At 46.7% G+C, this 22,710-nt stretch carries 15 protein-coding genes and 1 tRNA gene; 9 read left to right on the plus strand and 7 right to left on the minus strand.

The features are described from left to right. The first annotated feature begins 186 nt into the window (after window positions 1–186). Window positions 187–1,782, plus strand: a complete 1,596-nt coding sequence (locus AB9P05_RS07515) for an ArnT family glycosyltransferase (protein WP_371908203.1) — start codon at window positions 187–189, stop codon at window positions 1,780–1,782. On the opposite strand, the gene AB9P05_RS07520 is transcribed toward AB9P05_RS07515, so the two are convergent. Beyond that, the gene (locus tag AB9P05_RS07520) at window positions 1,758–2,435 is read right to left on the minus strand and encodes a phosphatase PAP2 family protein (protein WP_371908204.1); all 678 of its coding nucleotides are present in this window, start codon (window positions 2,433–2,435) and stop codon (window positions 1,758–1,760) included. The genes AB9P05_RS07515 and AB9P05_RS07520 overlap by 25 nt on opposite strands. Window positions 2,436–2,879: 444 nt before the next feature. Then, window positions 2,880–4,592, minus strand: a complete 1,713-nt coding sequence (locus AB9P05_RS07525) for an acyl-CoA dehydrogenase family protein (RefSeq protein WP_371908205.1) — start codon at window positions 4,590–4,592, stop codon at window positions 2,880–2,882. Between the two features lie 216 nt (window positions 4,593–4,808). On the opposite strand from AB9P05_RS07525, the gene AB9P05_RS07530 reads away from it, so the two are divergent. The 5 genes from AB9P05_RS07530 to AB9P05_RS07550 all read left to right on the plus strand — a co-directional run bounded on the left by AB9P05_RS07530 (window position 4,809) and on the right by AB9P05_RS07550 (window position 8,120). Then, window positions 4,809–4,881: transfer RNA gene (locus AB9P05_RS07530), tRNA-Met, on the plus strand. A 52-nt stretch (window positions 4,882–4,933) separates the two neighbouring features. Further along, window positions 4,934–5,185 (plus strand): GIY-YIG nuclease family protein, encoded by a 252-nt coding sequence (locus tag AB9P05_RS07535; protein ID WP_371908206.1) that lies wholly within the window; start codon window positions 4,934–4,936, stop codon window positions 5,183–5,185. A gap of 109 nt (window positions 5,186–5,294) precedes the next feature. Beyond that, window positions 5,295–5,546 carry a GIY-YIG nuclease family protein gene (locus AB9P05_RS07540; protein WP_371908206.1) on the plus strand — a complete coding sequence of 84 codons (252 nt, stop codon included), beginning with the start codon at window positions 5,295–5,297 and terminating at the stop codon, window positions 5,544–5,546. Window positions 5,547–5,655: 109 nt separating this feature from the next. Next, window positions 5,656–5,781: a hypothetical protein gene (locus AB9P05_RS07545; RefSeq protein ID WP_371908207.1), complete on the plus strand. Its 126-nt coding sequence runs from the start codon at window positions 5,656–5,658 to the stop codon at window positions 5,779–5,781. 1,076 nt (window positions 5,782–6,857) lie between these two features. Beyond that, entirely contained in the window at window positions 6,858–8,120 is a 1,263-nt protein-coding gene (locus AB9P05_RS07550; RefSeq protein WP_371908208.1) for a S8 family serine peptidase, read from the plus strand. A 104-nt stretch (window positions 8,121–8,224) separates the two neighbouring features. Here AB9P05_RS07550 and AB9P05_RS07555 read toward each other — a convergent pair whose 3' ends face one another. Continuing rightward, window positions 8,225–11,752, minus strand: coding sequence for a PAS domain S-box protein (locus tag AB9P05_RS07555; RefSeq protein WP_371908209.1), 3,528 nt, complete (start codon window positions 11,750–11,752; stop codon window positions 8,225–8,227). Window positions 11,753–12,278: 526 nt separating this feature from the next. Between AB9P05_RS07555 and AB9P05_RS07560 the strand changes: the two genes are divergently transcribed. After that, on the plus strand, window positions 12,279–13,694 hold the full coding sequence (locus AB9P05_RS07560; RefSeq protein ID WP_371908210.1) for an ATP-binding protein: 1,416 nt from the start codon (window positions 12,279–12,281) through the stop codon (window positions 13,692–13,694). Between the two features lie 9 nt (window positions 13,695–13,703). Next, entirely contained in the window at window positions 13,704–16,640 is a 2,937-nt protein-coding gene (locus AB9P05_RS07565; RefSeq protein ID WP_371908211.1) for a hypothetical protein, read from the plus strand. A gap of 11 nt (window positions 16,641–16,651) precedes the next feature. Here the strand turns inward: AB9P05_RS07565 and AB9P05_RS07570 are convergent, their stop codons facing one another. The 4 genes from AB9P05_RS07570 to AB9P05_RS07585 all read right to left on the minus strand — a co-directional run bounded on the left by AB9P05_RS07570 (window position 16,652) and on the right by AB9P05_RS07585 (window position 20,341). Beyond that, a complete protein-coding gene (locus AB9P05_RS07570; protein ID WP_371908212.1) occupies window positions 16,652–17,842 on the minus strand; it encodes a WG repeat-containing protein in 1,191 nt (396 codons plus the stop codon). 247 nt (window positions 17,843–18,089) lie between these two features. After that, window positions 18,090–18,299, minus strand: coding sequence for a hypothetical protein (locus AB9P05_RS07575; RefSeq protein ID WP_371908213.1), 210 nt, complete (start codon window positions 18,297–18,299; stop codon window positions 18,090–18,092). A 92-nt stretch (window positions 18,300–18,391) separates the two neighbouring features. Beyond that, the gene (locus AB9P05_RS07580; protein ID WP_371908214.1) at window positions 18,392–18,814 is read right to left on the minus strand and encodes a WG repeat-containing protein; all 423 of its coding nucleotides are present in this window, start codon (window positions 18,812–18,814) and stop codon (window positions 18,392–18,394) included. Window positions 18,815–18,994: 180 nt separating this feature from the next. After that, window positions 18,995–20,341, minus strand: coding sequence for a tail fiber domain-containing protein (locus AB9P05_RS07585; RefSeq protein WP_371908215.1), 1,347 nt, complete (start codon window positions 20,339–20,341; stop codon window positions 18,995–18,997). A 507-nt stretch (window positions 20,342–20,848) separates the two neighbouring features. Between AB9P05_RS07585 and AB9P05_RS07590 the strand changes: the two genes are divergently transcribed. Continuing rightward, window positions 20,849–22,669, plus strand: a complete 1,821-nt coding sequence (locus AB9P05_RS07590) for a flavin monoamine oxidase family protein (protein ID WP_371908216.1) — start codon at window positions 20,849–20,851, stop codon at window positions 22,667–22,669. The last annotated feature ends 41 nt before the right edge of the window (window positions 22,670–22,710 follow it).

Here is a 22,710-nt window from a genome sequence, read left to right on the forward strand (position 1 = left end):
TAAATATAAACCGGTATAGCTCGCTATAATGATACCATGCTTAAAACTACACATGCTACCTTAAGCCGCTAAAAGCCAGCAGTTATATAATTATTAAATACAATTTACAATAACATCATACCCAGTGGTCAGAGTTGTTTTTGCATTTTGGTTAACATTACCTTTTCACTCACTAAGGTCTGATGTATGCTTCGAATAGCCATTATTATATCGCTTAGCCTTTTGGTATTTTACAGTAATATCAACGGTATTTCTATCTACATATTAGATGAGGCAAAAAACGCTACCTGCGCCCGCGAAATGTATGAACGTGGCGATTTAGTCGTTCCCACTTACAATGGTGACCTGCGAACTGAAAAGCCTCCTCTACACTATTACTTTATGATGGCAGCTTATGCAGTCAGTGGTACCACTCCATTTACCGCACGATTTTTTTCAGCGTTCATGGGTGTGTTCACTGTTCTGATCGTCTATTTCTTCACGAAGCACTACCGAAACGAACGCTCAGCTTTTTATGCCTCCCTGATAATGCTCGCATCTCTAATGGCTGGCATACAGTTTCACTTGTCCGTGCCAGACCCCTACCTTATAGCTTTTATGATGCTGGGTACTCTATTTTTGTACCGTGCCTGGCAACGGGAACATGCCGGCTATATGATAGCTGGCTACACCTGCCTCGGGCTTGCCTTCTTAGCAAAAGGGCCTATTGCTGTGATGTTACCGGCCTTCGGCATATTATTGTTCTTTCTGTTCCGTAAAGAGTTCAATTGGCCTAACGTTAAGAAACTGGCACCCTGGTGGGGTTTACTCATCATCCTTATTGTTACATTTCCGTGGTATTATCTCGTAGGCCTTAAAACAGATGGCGAATGGCTTAGGGAATTCTTTTTTAAGCAGAATGTTGAGCGATTTACCTCTACTATGGAAGGTCATGGAGGCTTTCCATTTTCGGCCATTGTCATACTTTTTGCTGCGCTTCTGCCTTTCAGCGTGTTCATTCCACAGGCGGTAATTGAATTATGGAAGGCGCGTAAATACGACCATTTTACATTTTTTGCACTTTCCTGTGGTACAGCCATTGTTCTATTCTTCTCATTCTCACGAACCATATTACCCAGTTACCTTTCACCTGCAATACCATTTTTTGCTATAGTACTGGGAAGCTACCTGAATAGAATTCCGGAGCGAATTAAGCAACCAAAAAACATAGCAACAGCCTTATATGCACTGGTATTTCTGACAATGATATTGCCCCTCGCTGCTTATTTTGGTCTGGAGCAGGATAAAGGCCTCAATCACCTGAGCCATCTGGCTTTTTACCTCCTGCTATTACCTATTGGGGCTATTGTCGCACTGGTGTTATATAAGAAAAACAAAGTCGAGAGAACAATATATGTACTTGCAGGAAGTTTCATTGCCACGTTCGTGATCATCATGTACGTGGTGCTTCCTCCTATAGATCGCACCAATCCCGTATACCACTCGCGTAAAATATTAGAGGCCTACGCCCCGAAAATATATTATTACGAAAGAATGAATGCAGCATACGCCTTTCATTATGGAAAGGTTATACCTAGAATACCCTCCGAGACTGTACTGGATTCGCTGCTCAGGGCGGATCCGGAAGCGCTTATCATAAGCCGAAAAGACAAGCTAGGCGACTTACTTCAGAATAAGCCTGCCGTGGAAGTCTTCAGGCGCAAAGACCTTTTCGATTTGCATACCACCATAATATTTAAAGGCAGACCAAAAGAAGGTCAGGGCTTGGTTTCAGATAAGTGAGAAGGACGGGGCATGCTCACACCAAGTGTAAGCCTTGCATCAGTACGGTTGAAAAATGAAAAAGCATGACAAAGCTGCCATACCAAGAGGGTAGAGAAAGTACCCAGCACCATACCGGCATACACATCCACATAAAAATGCTGTAGCAAATAGATCCGTGAAATGCCTATTACAGTAGCCATGCTGAGCATGAAGCATGTAAGCCAGCGGTTTTGCCCTATCAAACTAATAAAGAGAGCGAGTGCAAATGCAGTGGCAGTGTGCCCGCTGGGAAAAGACATGTGGGTATGAACCTGCACATGAGGCACGAAATGAAGCGCATCGGCATTAGTGAACCATGCTGCCGGCCGAGGCACACCGCCAAATACTATTCGCTTACACAATGCTACCAGGACACAGTGTACCAGACCTGCACCGGCGGCTATGATAGCGTACCGGAACCTGATAAATAGACAAGCGATGATGGTGGGAGCGAAAACTATTCCGTCACCTAGGTAGGTAGCGTTCTTAAAAAACCAATCTGTAAAGGGCGTGTGCAATCCGTTCAGATACAAAACAATATCCCCTTTAGTTAAAAAGGTAAGGGGAAAAATACCGGCGGCAAACCAATAAAGTGATAGATGGAGTTGCCGGGCCCGAGGTGCGTTAGACATACATAATAAGGTTTTCCTAAATGTATTCCGATAGTAAAAACTAGCGATAAAGCCTCATTAACCTCTATGTAAAATTTAGACGGCTAAGTTTACGGTCAGGTCACGACAGTTTTTCCTCTGAAATTTCTGATCACATTTATTTAATAAAGCCTCGCCACCCTTCTATTCAGGAATGCTTTTCCGCTAAAACCTAAATGCTGTGATAAAATAATAATTTTTCACCAATTAGCACACGATCTCCCTTCACCATATAAAGTAAAAGGTGACTTGTGTAAATCTTCTGAAGACTCACAACGACAATATGAAATAGACTTTAGCAAGAGCCTGTTACTACAGAAATTATTCCCAATCTGGCACAACCCCACTTTTGAAGCTATCTACTTCAATTCGTAGTTAGGAAACTTTTTGCCAAAAACTAGCCAGATCAGCCGCTACCACCAACCCTTATTTATAAATGTCCCAGCCAACCATTTTTTCCACAGTCCCTCTGTCCGGCGGACTCTGAATGCCAAGCCCCTCCGGGAAAAGCATTCTTAGCAAGGTATTTACCGAAGGCTCAATCCACGCTGAGCTGACCTCATCATTATAGGAAATCAGCACACTGACCTGCATAAGAAGGGTCAGCTTTTCGAATAGGGGCTTTGCCGAATACTGCATGGTATCAGCATCTTTATCCGTAAGAGCAGCAGCTAAGTTAATCAGATTCTGAAGCAGATTAAGACATTCAGCCGCCTGGGGATGCGACCAACCAGCAAGAGTAGTACTTATTTCTGTGCACAGATGCTTAAAGCCATCCGACTTGGCTGTTGCCCGTAGCATGTCCAGCAGCATAATATTACCAGCACCCTCCCATATAGGCAATACCATACTATCCCGCATAAACTTAGGGATTACCCCATCCTCTATATACCCCATGCCTCCCATCAGCTCCATACTTTCACGAATGCTGTACACGCTGTTAGCCGCCGTACAACGCTTAAGCATAGGGGTAAGTAGCCGGAGCAAATGAGTTTCGCTTTCATTACCATTATCAGCATTGTCAAGTGCCCTGATAGCACGCCAGGTCATATAAAAGTTTGCATTATAGAGTGCAGCCAGCTCAGCCAGTTTACCCCTGACCAAGGCATGGTCCAGAGCTTCCGCACCAAAGGTATGGCGATGCTTCAAAAAAGTATAGGCCTCTACCAGTCCTCTGCGCGTCATTCCTATAGCTGACATAGAATTATACAGCCGTGACAGATTTATCATATCGGTCATTATCCGGAAACCTTCACCCTCAGCACCCACACGCCTGGCAAGCGTACCTTGCATGACACATTCCGCACTGGCCATGCTTCGTACACCCAACTTGTCTTTGAGCCGTACAATATTTAGGTCATTCTTAGAACCATCAGGCAGGGTCGGTTCCACAAGAAATATAGAAAGACCCCGGGTCCCCTGCACACTATCATCCGTACGCGCCAGGGCAAATATGACCTCAGCATTAACATTACTGCAAAACCACTTTTCACCATACAGGCGGTAGTAGTCATCCTTTTCATGCACCGCTTTAACAAGGTTGGCCCCTACATCCGATCCACCTGCCTTTTCAGTGAGAAACATAGCCCCCGTATAAAGGTCTTCTGCATTTTCTGTCCAGATATGCGGCATAAGACGCTCCCGGTCCTCATCGGCACAGTACTTGTCTACCAGCCTGGCCGCCCCGTCCGTCATGCAAAGCGGGCAGTAAAGGCCATTTTCCACCAGCGTAAACAAAAAGCCCGGCGCAAAGCCTACCCGGTGCCTCTCAGGCCCAAAACGCTCCCTGTATTGAGGGTCCCACTTCAGGGAAAACATACCTGATTTCACAGCCAGGCGCGTCAGCGATTCATAAGCCGGATGAAAACGTATCTCATCCACTGTTTCACCCAGAAAATTCCTCTTCACCAGTTCAGGACCATGCTTATCCGCTTGCAGACTCAGGGCGTCCATTTCAGTGGCAGCCCTCTCACCTAACTCTTCCAGTCGGTCATTAATCTCTTCTAACGTACCAGGTTTAAGTTCTTTAGAGATCACATGCCGGAAGATCACATCACTACGGTAAAAATTCAGACTAGGCGAGTAGTCATGCAGCACTTTATTTTTTGAAGAAGCTTGCGGTGTCATTATGTCCGACATAAGATAAATGCGATTAGTATATACGGATACCTGTTTAGGAATTGCAATATGAAAATTACAAACATTTTGGGTAGATGCCAGAGTGTTCAAGAGTGAAACAACCTACCTACAAGATAATTAACCGATGTACGTAACTTTTATTTAATTTTTCACGTTAGAATTTTTGAAAGTAGAAACATTTTCCTACTTTTGTAATCCCATTAGGGAAAACAACATCGCGGGATGGAGCAGTTGGTAGCTCGTCGGGCTCATAACCCGAAGGTCGCAGGTTCGAGTCCTGCTCCCGCTACTAAGAAAAGGTCGACTTGGTCGGCCTTTTTGCATTTATACCCTCTACACTGATGTTCACCGTTTACGTTATTTACGCAAAAGCTTTCGATAAAATCTATATCGGCTATACGTCTGACCTTCAGCAAAGAATCCTATCCCATAACAAACTGGCAAAAAAAGGGTGGACTATTAGGTTCAGGCCATGGGTAATCATACACACTGAACAGTTCAGTACTAAAGCCGAGGCAATGATGAGGGAAAAACAACTGAAGTCCAGCCGGGGAAGAAGCTTTATCAGAGAATCCATTTTACCCAAAAACTAGCACAAAGGGCTCTTATCCGTCGTAGGACGGACGAAGGTTCGAGTCCTGCTCCCGCTACTAAGAAAAGGTCGACTTGGTCGGCCTTTTTGCATTTATACCCTCTACACTGATGTTCACCGTTTACGTTATTTACGCAAAAGCTTTCGATAAAATCTATATCGGCTATACGTCTGACCTTCAGCAAAGAATCCTATCGCATAACAAACTGGCAAAAAAAGGGTGGACTATTAGGTTCAGGCCATGGGTAATCATACACACTGAACAGTTCAGTACTAAAGCCGAGGCAATGATGAGGGAAAAACAACTGAAGTCCAGCCGGGGAAGAAGCTTTATCAGAGAATCCATTTTACCCAAAAACTAGCACAAAGGGCTCTTATCCGTCGTAGGACGGACGAAGGTTCGAGTCCTGCTCCCGCTACTAAGAAAAGGTCGACTTGGTCGGCCTTTTTGCATTTATACCCTCTACACTGATGTTCACCGTTTACGTTATTTACGCAAAAGCTTTCGATAAAATCTACATCGGCCAGGCTATACGTCTGATCTACGGCAAAGAATTCTCTCTCATAACAAGCTGGCAAAAAAAGGTGGACTATTAAGTTCAGGCCTTGGGAAATCATACATACCGAACAGTTTAATAGCAATGCTGAGGAAAAAACAACTGAAGTCCAGCCGGGGTAGAAGCTTCATCAGAGAATCCAATGATTAGCACAAAGGCTATTACCCGTCGTAGGATCATAGCCGTCAAGCTAAGGGCCTATATTACTGCTCAACCCCGCACTAGTATGGGTGAACAGCATAGGTAGCATAAGCCATTCTCATATGGACATTGACTCCTTTAAACTACCTATCGGCAAAACGTACCGGCGCCCATTTATGCAAAATCTAGCCCTGATTAGCTGGATTTGTGAGAGCTGAGTCGGTATAGCTAAGCAGCGATTCCTCTCCCGTGGGAGAGGCCCGAATTTCGGGGACAGATTAGAAAACCTTCCAGCGTTTTCTAATCAGGGGAGGGCATGTATTGCAGAATGCTTCTTAAAGCAGCCAGTTACGGCAGCTTCTAATGCTATTCCACCGGAATGCCGGTCCAACCTTGGTTCAAAAAATACTCTGGCTTTTTGAACCGTCCCCGTCAGTCAGCTGACTGATGGAGAATGGCTAACATTCTATTTTTTAGCCACTTACATTCTTAACTTGACGGCTATGGCCGGAATGCCGGCCCAATCTTGACCCATGAAGCATTACGTCCTTTTTGAACCGTTCCTCCAAGAGGGCTCGGATAGGCCAATAGACTATTTTTAAAACTCTTTACATCCCTAGCTTGACGGCTATGGTCGAAGGACAGACCCAGGGTCGAGTCCTGTTCCCACTACTAAAAAAAGGCCGATATTAGTCAGCTTTTTATTTCCCTATCTATACAATTCTCTCACCCTCAGATACAAATCATTTTCTGCAAGACCACAGGAGATCACCTCTCTATCCAAAAATGCAATCCAATTGCATTTTAAAAAATAAATTATGATATAAATTTAATGCATTTTAGCTTTATAGTTATATTAATATTGAGTGATAGCCCTCATTTTTTGTTTAAAGACCTCATTTTAATGCGACTTATTTGCAAATAAAGGAACCCGCTAATAATTTGATAGCATCAACTAACATTATTTTGAATGCTATGAAAATAACAAAACTTACGGGCTGGTTATTGGCCGGACTCACAGCATCATTTGGCTTTGCCTCATGTAGCGAAGAAAATGTTTCACCGGTAGAACAGCCGGTTGTATTACAGGACAATTCGGTAATTCCTGACCAATATATTGTCGTGTTTAAAGATCAAAGTACGCCTGGTAGCCGGATTGGAGAACCAACATTTACAGACAGGGAAGAAAAGAAAAAATATGCTTCAGATCGCCGCCGTACGGTCAATGCCCACATTGAAAAGGTAGCCACCGAAGCCAACATCCGACAGGAGAATATACTGGCGCGTTATTCAGCCGTAATGAGCGGATTCTCCGCAAAACTCACTGCAGAAGAAGTAGAGAGCCTTCGTAACAACCCTGCCGTAGCCTATGTAGAACAAGACCGCGTAGTCACGCTGGACCATGACGTTGAAGCTGTATATACTGCAGAGGAGTATGTAAAAGCATCTGGTGCCTCATCCAACGCTGCTCAAACGACGACTTGTGCTATATCTAATGCCGGCGGCTTTGGTAGCGGTGCCGGAAGCAACCTGTTTATATGGATTGTAGATACCGGGATAGATCTAGACCACCCGGACCTGAATGTAAATACACAATATGGCAGAGCTTTCGTGGATGGCAGCCCGGATGATGGCAACGGACACGGTACTCATGTAGCAGGTATCGCAGGCGCCATAAGCAACTCAATAGGCGTAGTTGGTGTATCTGCAGGGGCTCCTGTAGTACCCGTGGATGTATTCGGCTCTTCAGGCAGCACCAGTACTTCCACAATTATTAGTGGTATGGATTATGTCGCTCAAAATGATATAACCGGAGATGTCGTTAATATGAGCCTCGGGCCGCGCTACCGCACAGGATGCTCTAGTACTAGTGCCTACCGCAGTGCGCTGGAAAGGCTGAATGACCAGTCACTTATCGCCCTGGCTGCCGGTAACTCTGCAGATGACGCAGCTTACTATGATCCGGGATGTCAGAATCTGACGAATGTATTTACAGTGGCCAGTATGACATGCAGCAAAGGGTGGTCTTCATTTTCAAATTATGGCACCCCTGTGGATTATATTGCAACCGGCAGTAGTGTTACCAGCACTTATCGCGGTGGTGGATATGCGACTATAAGCGGCACTTCAATGGCCTCTCCCGTCATTGCCGGTGTGCTTCACCAGCGTGGTAGCGCCCCCCGCAGTTGCGGTACCGTAAGCTATGGTGGCAGAAGTTACACTATCGGCTGTCGTTAAAACCTTATTATCTATATGAACAGAGCAGCCCGCTTATCTAAGCGGGCTGCTCTGTTTCAATCCCAAGGCGACATATCATTTTTCCCTCACCCACGACCTACCTTCTAACTTTCTTCAAGCTTCTCCAATTTCAACCTAACCGAGTCGATTACATTCCGCATAAGCGTTTTACTTTCTTCCACTAGTATCTCCATTCCAGCCTGGTCTACTCCCTGGCTGACACTTACCTCTATGCTATCAAGCCGGTGAACAACCTGGGTCAAATCGAGCAAATCAAGCATCGGCTTCCTTACGTGTAATAGCTCTTTCATCAAGCCAGGGTTTTGTTGTTCCAAAGCCAGCAAGTATTCATCATACAAGCTTTCAAAATCATGAAGCGTATTTCTGATTAACCTCTTCATACCTTCTATATTCCCCCTGAACAGCTCATTTATCTTATGTAAGGAAGGCTCTGGCGTAACCCTCTTGCTAAAAAAGCCTCTGCTGGAAGGATAGGTCTCCGGCAACGCAATCACAGGAACAGAAACCCTGTCTTTTGCCGCATGCGCAAAGATCTTTGCTCTCAGATCCTCGGGGTCAAATGGCTTGGTAATGACATCATCAAAATAGTTTGCCTCTGCATTCTTCTTTAGCTCGGCAGGGGTGTCAGCAGTAAGAGCAATTATCGGTGTACTGGCATTGGCGTTATCCTTTTGACTTTTAATTTTCTGCGCAGCCTGATATCCATCCATGATGGGCATGCGCACATCCATGAGAATAACATCGTATACAGAAGCGGCGCATTTATTCATCGCCTCCATACCATTAATCGCCTCATCTGTCTCAAACTCACCCCAAAGTTCAAGGAACTGTAAAAGCACCATCCGGTTAATCTCAGAGTCCTCCACTATCAGGAGACGCAGCTTTCCTGATGCTTCCTCCCCATGTCCCTTAGTATCAGTATCACGGTTCTCGACAGGCTGGCAAATCTCTACTGGCAACTTGAAATAAAATGACGAGCCCTCACCTACAGTACTGGAAACATGAATACTGCTACCCATTATCTCCAGAAGCAACTTAGTTATAGACAAGCCAAGACCGGTGCCTCCATAATTACGTACCGTAGAGATGTCTGCCTGAATAAACTTCTCAAAAATTAGCGATTGTTTATCAGCGGGTATCCCACATCCGGTGTCCTTTACTTCAAAGTCGAGCCATGCAGTTTTATCTTCCTGTGCGGAAACCCTCACACTCAGCCATACGTGACCGTTTTCCGTAAATTTGATAGCATTACTAAGCAGGTTATTAATTATTTGAGATAACCTGAGGGAATCCGTACAGATGATCTCCGGTACATCATCAGTAATAGTCAGAACCAGCTTGTTGTTCTGCTCATCTGCACGAAGAGAATGCGCCTTTTCCAGGCTATGAAGAAGGTTTCTTAAGTCTAATGGAGTATGCTCAATATCTATCTTGCCGGCTTGTATTTTACTGAAGTCAAGAATGTCATCCACCAGCATACGCAGATTATCAGCGGAGAATTTGATTGTGTTAATATCTTCTGCCAACTGGCCTTCCTGATTTTTATGCATAAGAAGATTTGACAAGCCTATGATCGCATTGAGAGGGGTGCGTATCTCGTGGCTCATATGAGCAAGGAACTCATCCTTGGCATTAGAGGCCTTTTCCGCCTCCTCTTTGGCCCGACGCAGTGCCTCTTCCATTTCCCGTCTTTCTGAGTAGTCCGTGAGAATCTTGAGATATCCAGGATAGTCTTCCCCTTTAATTCTAAGCGGCATAATAGTACCCCGGCCATAAAAACGGCTGCCATCCTTGCGCCGGTACCAACCTTCACTTTCTACTTTTCCCTTTGTCTGGGCTATTCTGGCTTTATTACTTAGTTTATCTTCACCACCATTATCAAGGTAAATGATATTTCCACTTTTACCCATCACCTCTTCCCTATCATAACCTATTATCTGCTCAGCCCCTGCATTCCAATCCGTTATGTAAAGATCAGTATCCATGGTGAATATGGCATAGTCAGTCGCACTTTCCATTATCAACTTCAAATGTGCCTCACTAAGCTTTACCGACTCCCGTGCACGTCTTAATTCAGTAATATCCTGGAAAGTGCTAACCCCTCTTATGATCCGGCCCTTATCATCATGTACCGGTGCAGAATTTATAATCAAGGTAATCAGAGAGCCATCCCCTTTTCTATATAATACCTCCTCCTGCTGAGTAACGATGCCTTTAAGAGCTTTTGCCAAAGGGTATTCGTTATATTTCAGGGGAGTACCATCCCTATGCAGAGCATGGTAACGAGAGTATCCGCTTATATTTTTTGTTTCGATCTTGTCATGACCGAGAATTTGCTTAGCTGCTTCATTTTGAAAGAGTAGTTCGCCACTCGGCGCCGCGGCTACTGACACACCTACCGGTAATTGATCCATGGTGGTATTCACCAGTGCCTCATTTTCACGAAGGGCCTCTTCCACCTTTTTTCGGTCGTCTATATCTATGATAGATCCCACATACCCAGAAAACTTTCCCTGATCATCCCAGGTAGGCTTACCTGCATCTATCACATGATGGTATTCACCACTCTTCAGCCTCAACCTATACTCCAGCCGAAACGGAACCTCCTGCCTGTTATACTCCAGAAAATCCTTCCTGATTTCTTCAAAATCATCCGGATGAACAGCATCAAGCCACCCAAACCCCAGTGATTCCTCATAAGGCATACCCGTAATCTCAGTCCACTCCTGGCTAATAAATGTACACTTGCTTTGAGCATTTGTGACCCATAACGGAGCCGGTGCAGTATCCGCAAAAGTCCGAAATCGCTTTTCACTTTCTTTCAGTGCGATTTCAGCTTTCCTCCTTTTAGTGATATCCGTAAATAACAGGGCTACATAACCCTCATTTCCCACGCTAAAGGCTTCTACATCAAACCACCTCCCCAATGCTTCAGAGCCCTGCTCAAACCGAATGCGCTCCCCCGTAGTAGCCACCCTTCCATAGGTTTCTATCCAGTGTTTTTCCAGGTTCGGAACCAATTCAAGAGCTGTTTTCCCTACAGGATCTATCAGCCCCGTATGCTTCGTAAAAGCAGGATTTGATTCTATGAATTGATAATCATAAGCATTGTGGTGCTTATCAAATAGTACCTTGATTACACAAAACCCTTCATAAATAGAATTAAAAAGATTCTGAAACCGGTCTTCGCTCTGCTCAAGAGCAATTTCAGTTGACTTAGATTCCGAAATATCCTTAAACACTAACCCAACAAGCCCCGAATCCCGGGAGCCCACCGGAAAGGCATTGATGGAAAACCATCGCTTACCTAGGTGCTCTGAAAATTTTTCAAACTTAACGGGCTCACCCTTTTCAGCTACCCGGCCATAGGTAATAAGCGAATCAGCGTCATAGTCAGGAATTAACTCAAGGATAGACTTACCCGCTACACCCTTCAGCCCTGTATGTGACTCAAAGTTGGGGTTTACCTCTAAAAAGATAAAGTCCACAGGCTCACCCTCCTCATCAAAAACCATTTTGATAAGGCACATACCTTCATCTGCATAGTTAAACAGCGGTCCTAACGTGGGTACATGGGGGCTACTACCAGACATCCGATCATGATCTTTCACTGGTTAAGCGATAAAGCATTCATCATGATTCTTACGAAGCAATAGCCGGTTATGTTTTTCGTGCGTAAAGAGGCTTGAGTGATAGGCATTATAATTTTTTTTAAAAAAGGCAGTATGCCATACTATAAAAGAAAAAGTTAAAAAAATAGCAGATAATAAAGATAGCAGTACGATATTTCACCTGCTAAAATACAACTTTTTTATCCAATAAAAACCTACCCTTTTTCCATCCTGTTCGATACGGAGAAGTCATACATCAAAATCATGCAAGTACATTTCCAAACGTACTATTATTTGATACAGATAGTTGACTATTAATGGCTAATAAACAGTAAAATGAAGCAAGTCAGGCCCTGCTAATTATATGAAAGCGTAAGCCCTCATTACACCCTTCAGCCATCCTTTTAGCATATCCCGCAATTCATAAATAGTTAGATTTTCATTACATAAGTCACATTTTCACCTTCCTCCAAATGGTATTAAACGTAATTTCGTAGGCTATTGCATACCTTAATATGGTTCAACGGTGACTCATCATCTCGCAGAAAAAGACATTTTACAGGTCGAGTCCGAACTGGACTGGCTATCCCGTATAATCGTATTTCGCCTCACTAAGCCGGAAGCAAAGATCGATTTTCAAGACATAGCCCATGCTCCTGACCTAAAAGAAGGTACCCATTACATGGCCTTTGTGGAAAAATACGAGTGGGGCCCTTCCGAAAGGCTTGCCCTGGCCCTCGGTATCGCCGCAGTGTATAAGCCTGAAGTATTACTCCCCTTCACTGAAAAATTTAAGGATACAGCCCTGCAGTACCGGTTTGGCGGCAACGTCCGGGAGCGCAGCATAAGCTTTACACCCACCGTACGTACCATATGGTTTCTACTTTCAGGAAATGACCCTGTTCTCATACAACATTACCGGCACGTACTTCATGGTAAGCATCGCCTTTTCCGTGATGACATTTTACGTTTTACCGGGAGTACGGAATCAATGGCCCTTCCCCATCGTGAGGTTGAAATAGACGACCGTTTTCTGGATTACTTCATCGGTGAGCCATATCCCCGCCTGGACAATGAAACCGATTTTCCTGCTACCTTATCCGAAACACCGCTAAGCTTTGAGGATGTAGTGCTACCGGACAAGGTAAAAGCAGAGCTCGAAGACCTCACCAAGTTCATCCGTAACAGGCATAAGCTCAGAGCCCTTGGTGATATTCGCAAAAGACTTAAAACAAGCTATGTCGTCATATTCAGCGGGGAACCCGGCACAGGTAAGACGGTAACCGCCCGCACCATCGGCAAAAAATACGGCATGCCCGTGTATATCGTAAACCTAAGCCGCATTGTAAGCAAATACATCGGGGAGACCGAAAAAAACCTCGAGCGCGTATTCGACCGGTTTGATGGCCAGGACTGCATCCTGTTCTTCGATGAGGCAGATGCATTGTTCGGCAAAAGAACAGAAGTAAAAGACAGCAAAGACCGTTACGCCAACCAGGAAGTCGCCTTTTTGCTTCAAAAGATAGAAGCCTTTGAGGGCATCGTCATACTCGCCACCAATGTAAACGATGTACAGCAGTCATTTGACAAAGCATTTCAGCGCCGTATCCGCAGGCAAATAAAATTTGAGTTCCCTACCGAGGCAGAACGGCTTCTGCTTTGGGAGAAAACCCTTCCTGCCCCCTTCGCCTACGAAGAGAGCCTGGCACAAAAGCTCGCCCGCAACTATCAGCTTACCGGCTCCAACATCCATAATATAACTTCAGATGTGATCATTGAGGCCCTCGACCAGGACACGAAAATGGTAACCTTTGATATGGTCGAGCCTTATCTGAAAACAGAATTCCAGAAGCGCGGCATGAAATACGAAGTCACCACCGATGACATGGTGCAGAAAAGCCCCCAGAAGCGCCTGGGCAATGTATACAGAAGAAATTTTTGATATCCGGCTATGGGAGAACCCGCAAAAGAGTTTGAAACAGGCTATGCCGAGCAGGAAAATGCCCTCGCTCAGGCCGAAACCTCTGCAAGAGAGGGCAGGGCTGAATTAGACAGCAGGTATAGTCATTTTACTAGCCTCAATACACTCCGGGGCTCCGTCGGGCTAGGAGGAGACAATGACCCCGATGATGTCACCCTCTTATTAAATCACCTTTACGCCCTCGGACTCATCGATAGCGACTCCTACTGGGAGGAAAAATACATGGCCGATTACTACCGCGGGCAGTTGGTTATGACCAACCGCAGCGTACCGGCCAGTAACATTCCCGGTATAATAGAAGGTATAGAAAAGTGGCAAAGAAGCTTCAGCCAGGGAGAAGTATCCCGTCTCATCACACCAGCCTCATTCGCTGAACTAAAAAGTACCTCCCGCCAGCAGATGAGTGAGGCCGAGAATACCAGCGGCCCAAGTGATACGCTGGATGAGGAAGCCCCTGGCGCCTACCTCGTCCCCGATGGAGCATCTATACTCGTATTCAAAAGCCTCATGAGTGATCAGGTGGTAGAAGAGATCAATGCCCCCGCCAGACTATTAGAGATAAGAGCCGGCACAGCAGGTCTTATTTACGTCAGGGTACAGGTGGAAGGCCGCGAAGTAAGCGGCTATGTTGACAATAATAAGGTACAGCATCTGCTGGAAACAGTAGTCGTGACAGCCAATGCCCCTGAACCCCGCAATACAGTCATGAGGGCGGACGGCACCATATACCACGAAGAGGATGCCAGCGGCACCCAGATAGCCACCCTCAAACGGAATGACCGCGTATTTTTCAAGCGCATTACCTATCCGGGCTGGGCAGAAGTTGAGCTACCCGATGGCCGTACAGGTTTTACCCAGCTTAATAACCTGGCCATGAACCGTCCTATGCCCGACCCCAGCGCACGGCTGCACCACATACAACCCGGCGAAACCCTCGAGGCTATCATCAATGCCTACTACGGCAGCGATAAAGACAGGAGGTTTTATGCCAATGTCATCCTGAAATTCAACAACCCTCATAATGACCAGGAGGGCAACATCAGCATATATGTAGAAGGAGAAGAGACCTACGCCACCCGGCGAATGGTCAACTACGACAAAATTGTGATCCTCGAAGGAAGGGACATCTGGATACCCGGCGAGGATTTTGCCAATAGCCTCGAAGGAGTCGTGAGCAGTGGTTCACGCTGGGAGTTACTCCCTGGTGTTTCCGGCAGTATTACCCAGGAAGTAGTAGAAGCAGTAGACACGTACTGGCCGGTAGGCCTGGGCCTCACACTGGATGCAGGCATAGGCCTCACTTTCGGAGCCCCCTCCGGTGACTTAGGGCTTGGCACCTATTTCTACCGCAAAGACGAAGATACCCTCATGGTACAAAAGCGCCTCGACCTTGCCGCCGGTGTAGAGGTAGGCGTAGGGGCAGGCTATTTTATGGGAAGAAATAAAGGAGAAGAAGGCCGTACAGGTGTAGGTGCTTCCGCTTCGGCAAACGCCGGAGCCTATGGCACCCTTTACGGGCTGCTGGAGTATCACTTTCCTTTTAAAGAAGACCAGGCCGTCATCTCTGCCCTCGCCACCATCACCAATACCGAAGGAAGCATGGCCATGAAGGTCGCCTCCTTCCTCGATACCCTCGGTTATCTGCAGATAAACCCCGCCGACTACATTACCAAAGCCAAGGTGGCCGTAGGAGCAAGGGGCGAAGCCAATGCCGGGGTATTTGCCGGACTGAGGAAAAGCGGTGGCAGAAACTACTCCGAGACCTGGAATCAGCAGGATAGAGCCCCCGGTGGGCAGGCCAGCGTGTACGACCTCAACCCCTTCAAACCGATGGACTTCCTCAAGAGCCTATTCGGTCCGGAGTTCGGTGCCGATGCCCAACTGGCTCTCGAGGGACGCTTTGGCGTAGAGTATGGCCGCGAGAATCACAGGAACCCTGATACCGGTACATACGAACCCAAAAAGGAGTCCGCCACCTTCTTCATTGAAGGCAGCGCCCTCGCCAACCTCAACATCAGCCTGCCCCTTATCCCCCTGCCCACTGTTGGGCTGCAGCAGGGCGTGGGGGTGAAAATCAAGACCACCATAGACCATACCTCAGACAACCCAGCCTGGTCCAGCCCCGAGGTGAGCCTCGTGGCCATGAGTGGCGAGCTCGACTACTATGCCGGCTCAGGCTCTGAAATAGAAATGGACGGAGGAGAGGCCATGCAGGCTGGTACCGAGGCGCTAAGGAACCTCACACTGACAGAGGACACCTTTAAAGACCTGGTAAAAAGTACCAGGATCACAAAACGAATGGCCCTGAACCACGCCCTGTTCAGTGCACCTTTTGAGCGGGCCCTAAGAGGGCAGGACCGCTTCAATGCTTTACTAAACAGGGAAGGCTATCAAAACTTTGGCCTCACTGTCAATGGCTACCTGACTCTTACCTTTGACCTCAGTAATTTGTCGGATAGGATGATTACCGAATTGACACGAATAGCAGAACAGACAATAAATACAGAAGGGTCAATTTTTAATAAAGCTACTACACTTCTGCAAATGATTGTTAACGGTGCCGAACAAGAGCTAAGAGGGTTAAATAATAGGGCTCTCAATAGGCTGGTAGGCCAGCTTTTTGGCCCTGATAAGATAGTCGATGGGAGTGCTTATTTCTCCATAGAAGGTGGCATAGCTGGTGGAGCTTCCGCTGCCGTAGGCGCCAAACTTAAAATTGATGCGCGTCTTACTGCCGGAGTAACCTACGAGCAGAATATTTTATCTGTCGTTCAAAGTTTCGTAAACAACCAATTTGTCAGAGAGATGCTAACCAATACTCCGTCAGAAGCCTCTTTGGATAACCTGATGAAAGAGGTGTTGCAACAACCTGGTGGACTCGGGGATTTTCTAGAGAGTATTTTATAAAAAGAAAAGAGCTAGTTACTGTAATACTTCCTTCCATTTAAGTCTATATACCCCTCCCTATTATCAGGAGTCGTAATCAGTACAAGGTTCTCATACCATTTCGTTGTCCAATCAATATTCTTGGCCTCCGCAGGAAAAACAATTTCTTTGTCTGGAGTCATTAAACCTTTTAGGCCATTTTCCCAGAAAACAAATAAATCATATTCCTTCCTATACTGTAAATATTCATATTTTACTTCGAGAAAAGTATCACCCTTTTCATCAACTGCCCCGAAAAGACCGTCTCCGTCCTTCTGGCTGATCACACCATACCCATCCTCAAAATCATTAAGCCAGTAATTACCTTTAAAAATAACTTCAAAGTTTTTGTTCAGATAGCCCTCCGTCTCATCCTGAAATTCTACAGGAGCCACTCCATGACTAAAGTACCCCATGCTGTAAACTTCCACTTCCTTAACCCTCTCCCCTTGAGTATCGATGAAATACCACACCTTATCGTTAAGATTAACTTTTACAGGAGCAAGGCCTTCCCCAAAGTTGCCAACTTCATAGTACTGAGGCGGTATCACCTCCCGTCCTTTATCATTTAAAAACCCGGAAAGATTTCCTTCTCTTATAGGGATAAGGCCATCATTAAACTGTCCCGGGAAATACCGGCCCTCTTTTGGTGGAATTACCCATTCTAAATTCTTACCCATAAACCCGTATGAGCTATTTAATTTAACGGAGATAAGATCATCATCACCAGTTTTCAATTGACCTATCTCATCATAAATAAACGGCTTTACTTCTCTCCCCTGCTGATCAATTACCCCCCACTTACCTCCATGCTTCGCATAGATATAGCCATGCATAGGGATGTCATGTAAAAATAGCCGCTCATACTCCGCCGTGATCACCTCTTCCCCATCCTTATTGAGTGCACCCCATTTGCCATCCAGCATAATGATCCCCAAGCCATGCTGAAAAGGAACAACCTTGGTGTAGATAAACGGAGCAATGGGCTTACCCTCGCGATCCAGGTAGGTACCCAAGCCAGTATTACGATCTAATACAGAGGCCCTGTCTTCCACAAAAGGAGAAGCAAAGCCGTACTCGAAGGGGATCACCGTATCGCCCGCCTGATTTACAAATCCCCAGCGGTCACCTTTACGAAAAGGAACAGTATCGGGTACATCGTAGTGGCGGGTCGATCTCTCCATGGCAGTATCAGTTTGGGTAGAGGTAGAATTTTCTGAAGCCTCTGTTTTGGGCTGGCTACAGGCAATCACACTGCACAGCAGCGTGAGCATTATCACAGAGACCTTTATTAAGCCGGAGTACATACAGGGTCTAATTTTTAAGGGGACAAAATACAACCTATCAGGCCAACCGAACAACCGGACGTAATAAAGATAAGTGTTTTGAGCCTCTCATCAGGAGGTAATTATTATCTCACAACCTTGCCTGTCAGTCATAAAAATATTCCTTCCCCTTATTATCAATATATCCAGCCTTTCCGTTCGGAAAGTCAGTTAGAAGAAGCCCGTAATCACCATCTATATCAAGTTCAATTCCTTTGATTGTGGCTGGATAAATATCTTTTTGATCTATCGTCATAAGCCCCATCATACCATTTTCCCGATACAACACCAGATCATAATTCTCCAGATAGGTCAAAAACCACCTTCCCGTTTCGGTCAGTCAATCAATAAAAGTAAGGAGCCTTCAGGGCTTGAATAGTTGCATATTTTTTATGAAACTACTGCCTGCTAAAATACTCCCCTTAAAAAAACACCCCATTTACCCGCTGCTTTTACCCGTCCAAGACCGTGCTGAAAGAGTACCACCTTGTCATAGATAAACGGAGTAATGGGCTTACCCTCGCGGTCCAGGTAAGTACCAAAGCACACATTACGATCGAAAACCGAGGCGCGGTCTTCCACGAAGGGGGTTGTAAAACCGTACTCAAATTGGATCACCGTATCACCCGCCTGATTCACAAACCCCCACCGGTCGCCCTTACGAAAAGGCACCGTATCGGGCACCTCATAAGGACGGGTAGGACTGTCCGTCACAGTATCGGGTTGGGTAGAGGTATCCTCAAGGGCCATAGCCTTGGGCTGGCTACAGGCCAGTATACCACCAGATAGTATTACACAGCCAATAGAACGTTTAAATAAGGTACGAAGCATAGCACATACAGTTGATCAGCCTGCCAAGTAGACTGACCCTATGCATTTAAGCAATGGTACGTAATAAAGAATAGCATATTAACCCCTGCCTTCTGCAGGCAGGGCCACATGTCACTACTGTAGCATAGAAAAAGGCCACCCCGGGGCAGCCTTTCTTATCGATGCGTCTGTCTTGTTCTCTTATCGGGTCAGTATCATGCGGCGCGTATCCACCTCTTTGCCATCAGCTATGAGCGTGTACAGGTACATGCCTGCTTCCAGGCGGCTACCCTCTATTCTCACCCCCTCAGCACCAGCCTTCAGGTTATTGAAGTAAGCCACCTGCTTACCCTGCATATCATATATATACAATTCCGCATTGCCCGTGCTCGCTGGCAGCTCATAAGCTATCGTCGTTTCCACATTAAAGGGATTAGGCGTGTTCTGAAACAGCTTGGCCCTTCCAAACCCCGCGTTTTCATCCGAAGAGCCCCCCTCACGCAGGGCCTCTACTTCCGCCTTCAGCTCCGTTAGCTGAAGCTGCAGGTCACGATTAGTCTGCATTTGCTTATCCAGCTCCTTTACAGCTTCTACCAATACCGGGATCACCGCATCATAATTTACCGCCAGGTAGCCCTCCTCATCCTCTATTACAGCTTCCGGAAGCACGTTACGCAGGTCCTGAGCGATAAAGCCATGCTTCAGTCCCTCCGGCAGGCTTCTTTCTGCAAACTCATCCGTTTTGTATTCATACGTAGTACCCTCCATCTTACGCACCTTATCAAGCGGACTTTCTATTGCAGCTACGTTACGCTTCAGCCTGCCGTCAGACGTAATGAAGCTTCCTCCGCTCGCCAGTACATTACCGTATACAATAAGCTCGTAGGTGCCTGTGCCAAACTGTGCCACCAGCGTACCGCAGGATGTCGTAGAGTTATCCACCCGTAAGTCCAGCCGGTCACCAAAACGCGTCGTTTCCCACGAGATAGTAGGTGCGCTAAAAGATGTCACCCCTACATTGATGAAGTTGCTCGTGCTAAGCTGCGACCGGAAGCCATATATATCGCATCCGTTTATAGCCCCTTGCGTCCCCCCGGACTCTCCAAGAGCGGTGAAGCGGTTAGAGGCCAGGTTAAAGCCACTCACTCCCGGCCGGGTAAGGATCAGGTTATCCCCACGTACGTCCAGCGTACCCAGTGGCTGAAAGGTGTTGATTCCTACTACATCATCATCCGTTTCGACAAAAAAGGTCGTAGACCCGTTATCCGTAATGATAAAACCGGGATTAGGACTGGAGGTAAGGTCGAACACGACATCGTCTTCAGGGAAAAACCGTAAATCCTGGTCATCAGAACCCGATGATTGAATCAGAGTAGCCCCAAGCCTCAGGTCCCCACCCGTAGCCGTAATATCCCGGACAGAGATATCGCCCGTCCGGCTGATATTAGAAGTTGTGTTTTTTGTGCCACTCCAGAATTCCTGGGCACTGGCAACTGTGGTAACCGCCGTTAAAGCAGCCACCATCAAAAAGGTAAAACTCTTTTTCATGAGGTTGTGGTTGATTGTATAATTGAAAAAATGAAATAGCTCAACGGCGAGGCAGAGAGAAAAATCACAGACAGATAGTGGCAGGTAGTCGCCTCAGGTGCCGCTAAACACAAGAAAGATACAAACTCAGTGGATAAGCAATATAAAGCCCGGGTTACTCTTACATGAAAAAATATCCACACAGTAACATACGCTTCATTTACCCATGACCAGCCTGTATAAATATTTCAGATCCATGTAAATGAAGGCAACTGGAACGGAAGCTGCATCACCGGCCGTGCCATTGCTCGCACTGACAGCCGCATCCAGGGATATTACCTACAGTAACCCTAAACAAATAAGCAGTAAAAACCCCTCCACTTTAATTAGGGGGGCTTTTTTGACCCTCACTTCCTTTCCTTCGTCAAATAATTAAAAAAACAGTACACCCCCTGTACTTCCCGGTTATATTATGCCAGCCCACACAATTAACCCCCATAGTTTGACACCAAAAAATATTAAATCACTATGGCTTGGTTAATTCCCAACCGACGACGTACCCACCTGCTAAAGGCAGACCAACAGCCCGCCTTTTACAAATACATAGACACCCCTGAGTTTTCATACGGCAGGTGGAAATCATTATCACAAGGAAAAATAGGCAGCTTTTCTTCAGTTCCCACCCCTAAGGTCGCTATTATCGGCGCCGGACTCGCAGGACTTTCATCAGCCTATGAGCTACTTAAGTGTGGGGTAGACGTTACCCTCTTTGAGGCCAGCCAACGCATTGGTGGTCGCCTCTACAGCAAAAAGTTTGAAGAAGGTAGCCCCGAAATAGCCGAGCTGGGCGCCATGCGATTTCCCCCTTCCGAAGAACTGCTCTTTGACTACTTCAAAGAGTTTAACATCCCGACAACCCCCAACTTTCCGGATCCCCTTTCAGTAAATACCATCATTAGCTATAAGAACAGTACCCATAGTATTCCTGCCGGAGGAAACGTACCCGATGAGTTTGACAATGTCTATACCGGCTGGAATGCCCTCATCGATAATGGCGCTACAGTAACCTATACAGACGCCGCTGGCAATAAGCAAACCGTAGTCCTCGCCGCCCCCGCTGAGCTTGAAAAGGCCATGCAACTGGACAAAGAAGGCACCCCCCTAAACACCACCCTCGACCCTGTAGCTGAGTGGAAAAAGTACCTCGATGTCTTTAACAACAAAAGCCTCTTCGATGGCCTCGTTACCATCTTCAACGGGCCCAACCCTCCCGGTGGCACCACTTGGAACTACCCCGAAGACTACGAGCGCTTCGCCTCCCTAGGAGCCGGATTCGGAGGCTTCGGCCCCCTGTATGAAGCCGGATTCCTCGAAATTATCCGGCTGGTAATCAATGGCCTTGAGTCCAACCAGGTTTTCGTACCCAGCGGTATAGAAGAAGTTGCCTATAACCTGTACAATACCGAAGTTTCCCTGCCCCATGGCGGCACTACCACCGTTGCCAGCCACTGCCAGACCAATACCCCCGTCGGCGGAGTCTATAAGCAGGGAGACAAAATAGCCATCCTATCACCCAGTGGTGAGCAGCTCGGCACATTTGACCGCGTCATAGTAGCCACCACCCAGCGCGCCATGGAGATCGACGCCAACCTCGGGCTTTTTTCGGAATTCACTCAGAACAACATTCCTTACCAACCCACACTGCCCCCTGAGGCTGCCCAATCTATTCGTGACATCCATATCATGAACTCTTCCAAGACCTTCATCCGCACAGAGACAAAATTCTGGGAAGGCCTAAGCGATCAGACACGCTGTATCCTCAGCGACTCACTCTCCGCCAACCTATACACCCTCGACTATGGCGGACAGTACGGTGTCGTACTCGTATCATACGTATGGGGCGACCAGTCCATCAAGCAGGTTTCTTTCCAAAACCCCGAAAAGCGCCTCGCTATGCTGCGCAAGGCCATCATGCCCTTTGCGCCTGATTTCGCCGCAAACCTGTACCCACTCAATAACGACTATGAGAACAATGTACAAATGATCGACTGGGAGCTTCAGCCCTACTACTACGGTGCCTTTAAGCTAAACCGCCCCGGTCAGGACCACTACGTACAAACCGCCTTCTACCACTACCAGCAGGCGGCAAAAGCCACCCAGGGCCAGGTATACCTCGCCGGCGACAGCATCTCCTGGACAGGAGGCTGGACAGAAGGCGCCCTGCAGACCGCCATGAATGCCTGCTGCGCCGTCGTGCAGTCACTGGGTGGAAGCCTTAACTCCCCCGGTTACAACCCCATAAGCTCCCTTAGCCCCCATGTGTATGACTACAATGTGGCGAATGGGTGATCTATTTTAATTCAGAATGTATTGGAAAAAGGGGTGCCGGA

The organism is Roseivirga sp. BDSF3-8, assembly GCF_041449215.1.
Taxonomy (GTDB): Bacteria; Bacteroidota; Bacteroidia; order Cytophagales; family Cyclobacteriaceae; genus JBGNFV01.

Bases quoted from the DNA above. Each gene is read 5' to 3' on its own strand.
- AB9P05_RS07525 (WP_371908205.1), bottom strand. From the start codon at position 4,592: ATGTCGGACATAATGACACCGCAAGCTTCTTCAAAAAATAAAGTGCTG.
- AB9P05_RS07580 (WP_371908214.1), bottom strand. From the start codon at position 18,814: ATGCTTCGTACCTTATTTAAACGTTCTATTGGCTGTGTAATACTATCT.
- AB9P05_RS07590 (WP_371908216.1), top strand. From the start codon at position 20,849: ATGGCTTGGTTAATTCCCAACCGACGACGTACCCACCTGCTAAAGGCA.
- AB9P05_RS07515 (WP_371908203.1), top strand. From the start codon at position 187: ATGCTTCGAATAGCCATTATTATATCGCTTAGCCTTTTGGTATTTTAC.
- AB9P05_RS07570 (WP_371908212.1), bottom strand. From the start codon at position 17,842: ATGGAGAGATCGACCCGCCACTACGATGTACCCGATACTGTTCCTTTT.
- AB9P05_RS07540 (WP_371908206.1), top strand. From the start codon at position 5,295: ATGTTCACCGTTTACGTTATTTACGCAAAAGCTTTCGATAAAATCTAT.
- AB9P05_RS07585 (WP_371908215.1), bottom strand. From the start codon at position 20,341: ATGAAAAAGAGTTTTACCTTTTTGATGGTGGCTGCTTTAACGGCGGTT.
- AB9P05_RS07565 (WP_371908211.1), top strand. From the start codon at position 13,704: ATGGGAGAACCCGCAAAAGAGTTTGAAACAGGCTATGCCGAGCAGGAA.
- AB9P05_RS07520 (WP_371908204.1), bottom strand. From the start codon at position 2,435: ATGTCTAACGCACCTCGGGCCCGGCAACTCCATCTATCACTTTATTGG.
- AB9P05_RS07550 (WP_371908208.1), top strand. From the start codon at position 6,858: ATGAAAATAACAAAACTTACGGGCTGGTTATTGGCCGGACTCACAGCA.
- AB9P05_RS07545 (WP_371908207.1), top strand. From the start codon at position 5,656: ATGTTCACCGTTTACGTTATTTACGCAAAAGCTTTCGATAAAATCTAC.
- AB9P05_RS07535 (WP_371908206.1), top strand. From the start codon at position 4,934: ATGTTCACCGTTTACGTTATTTACGCAAAAGCTTTCGATAAAATCTAT.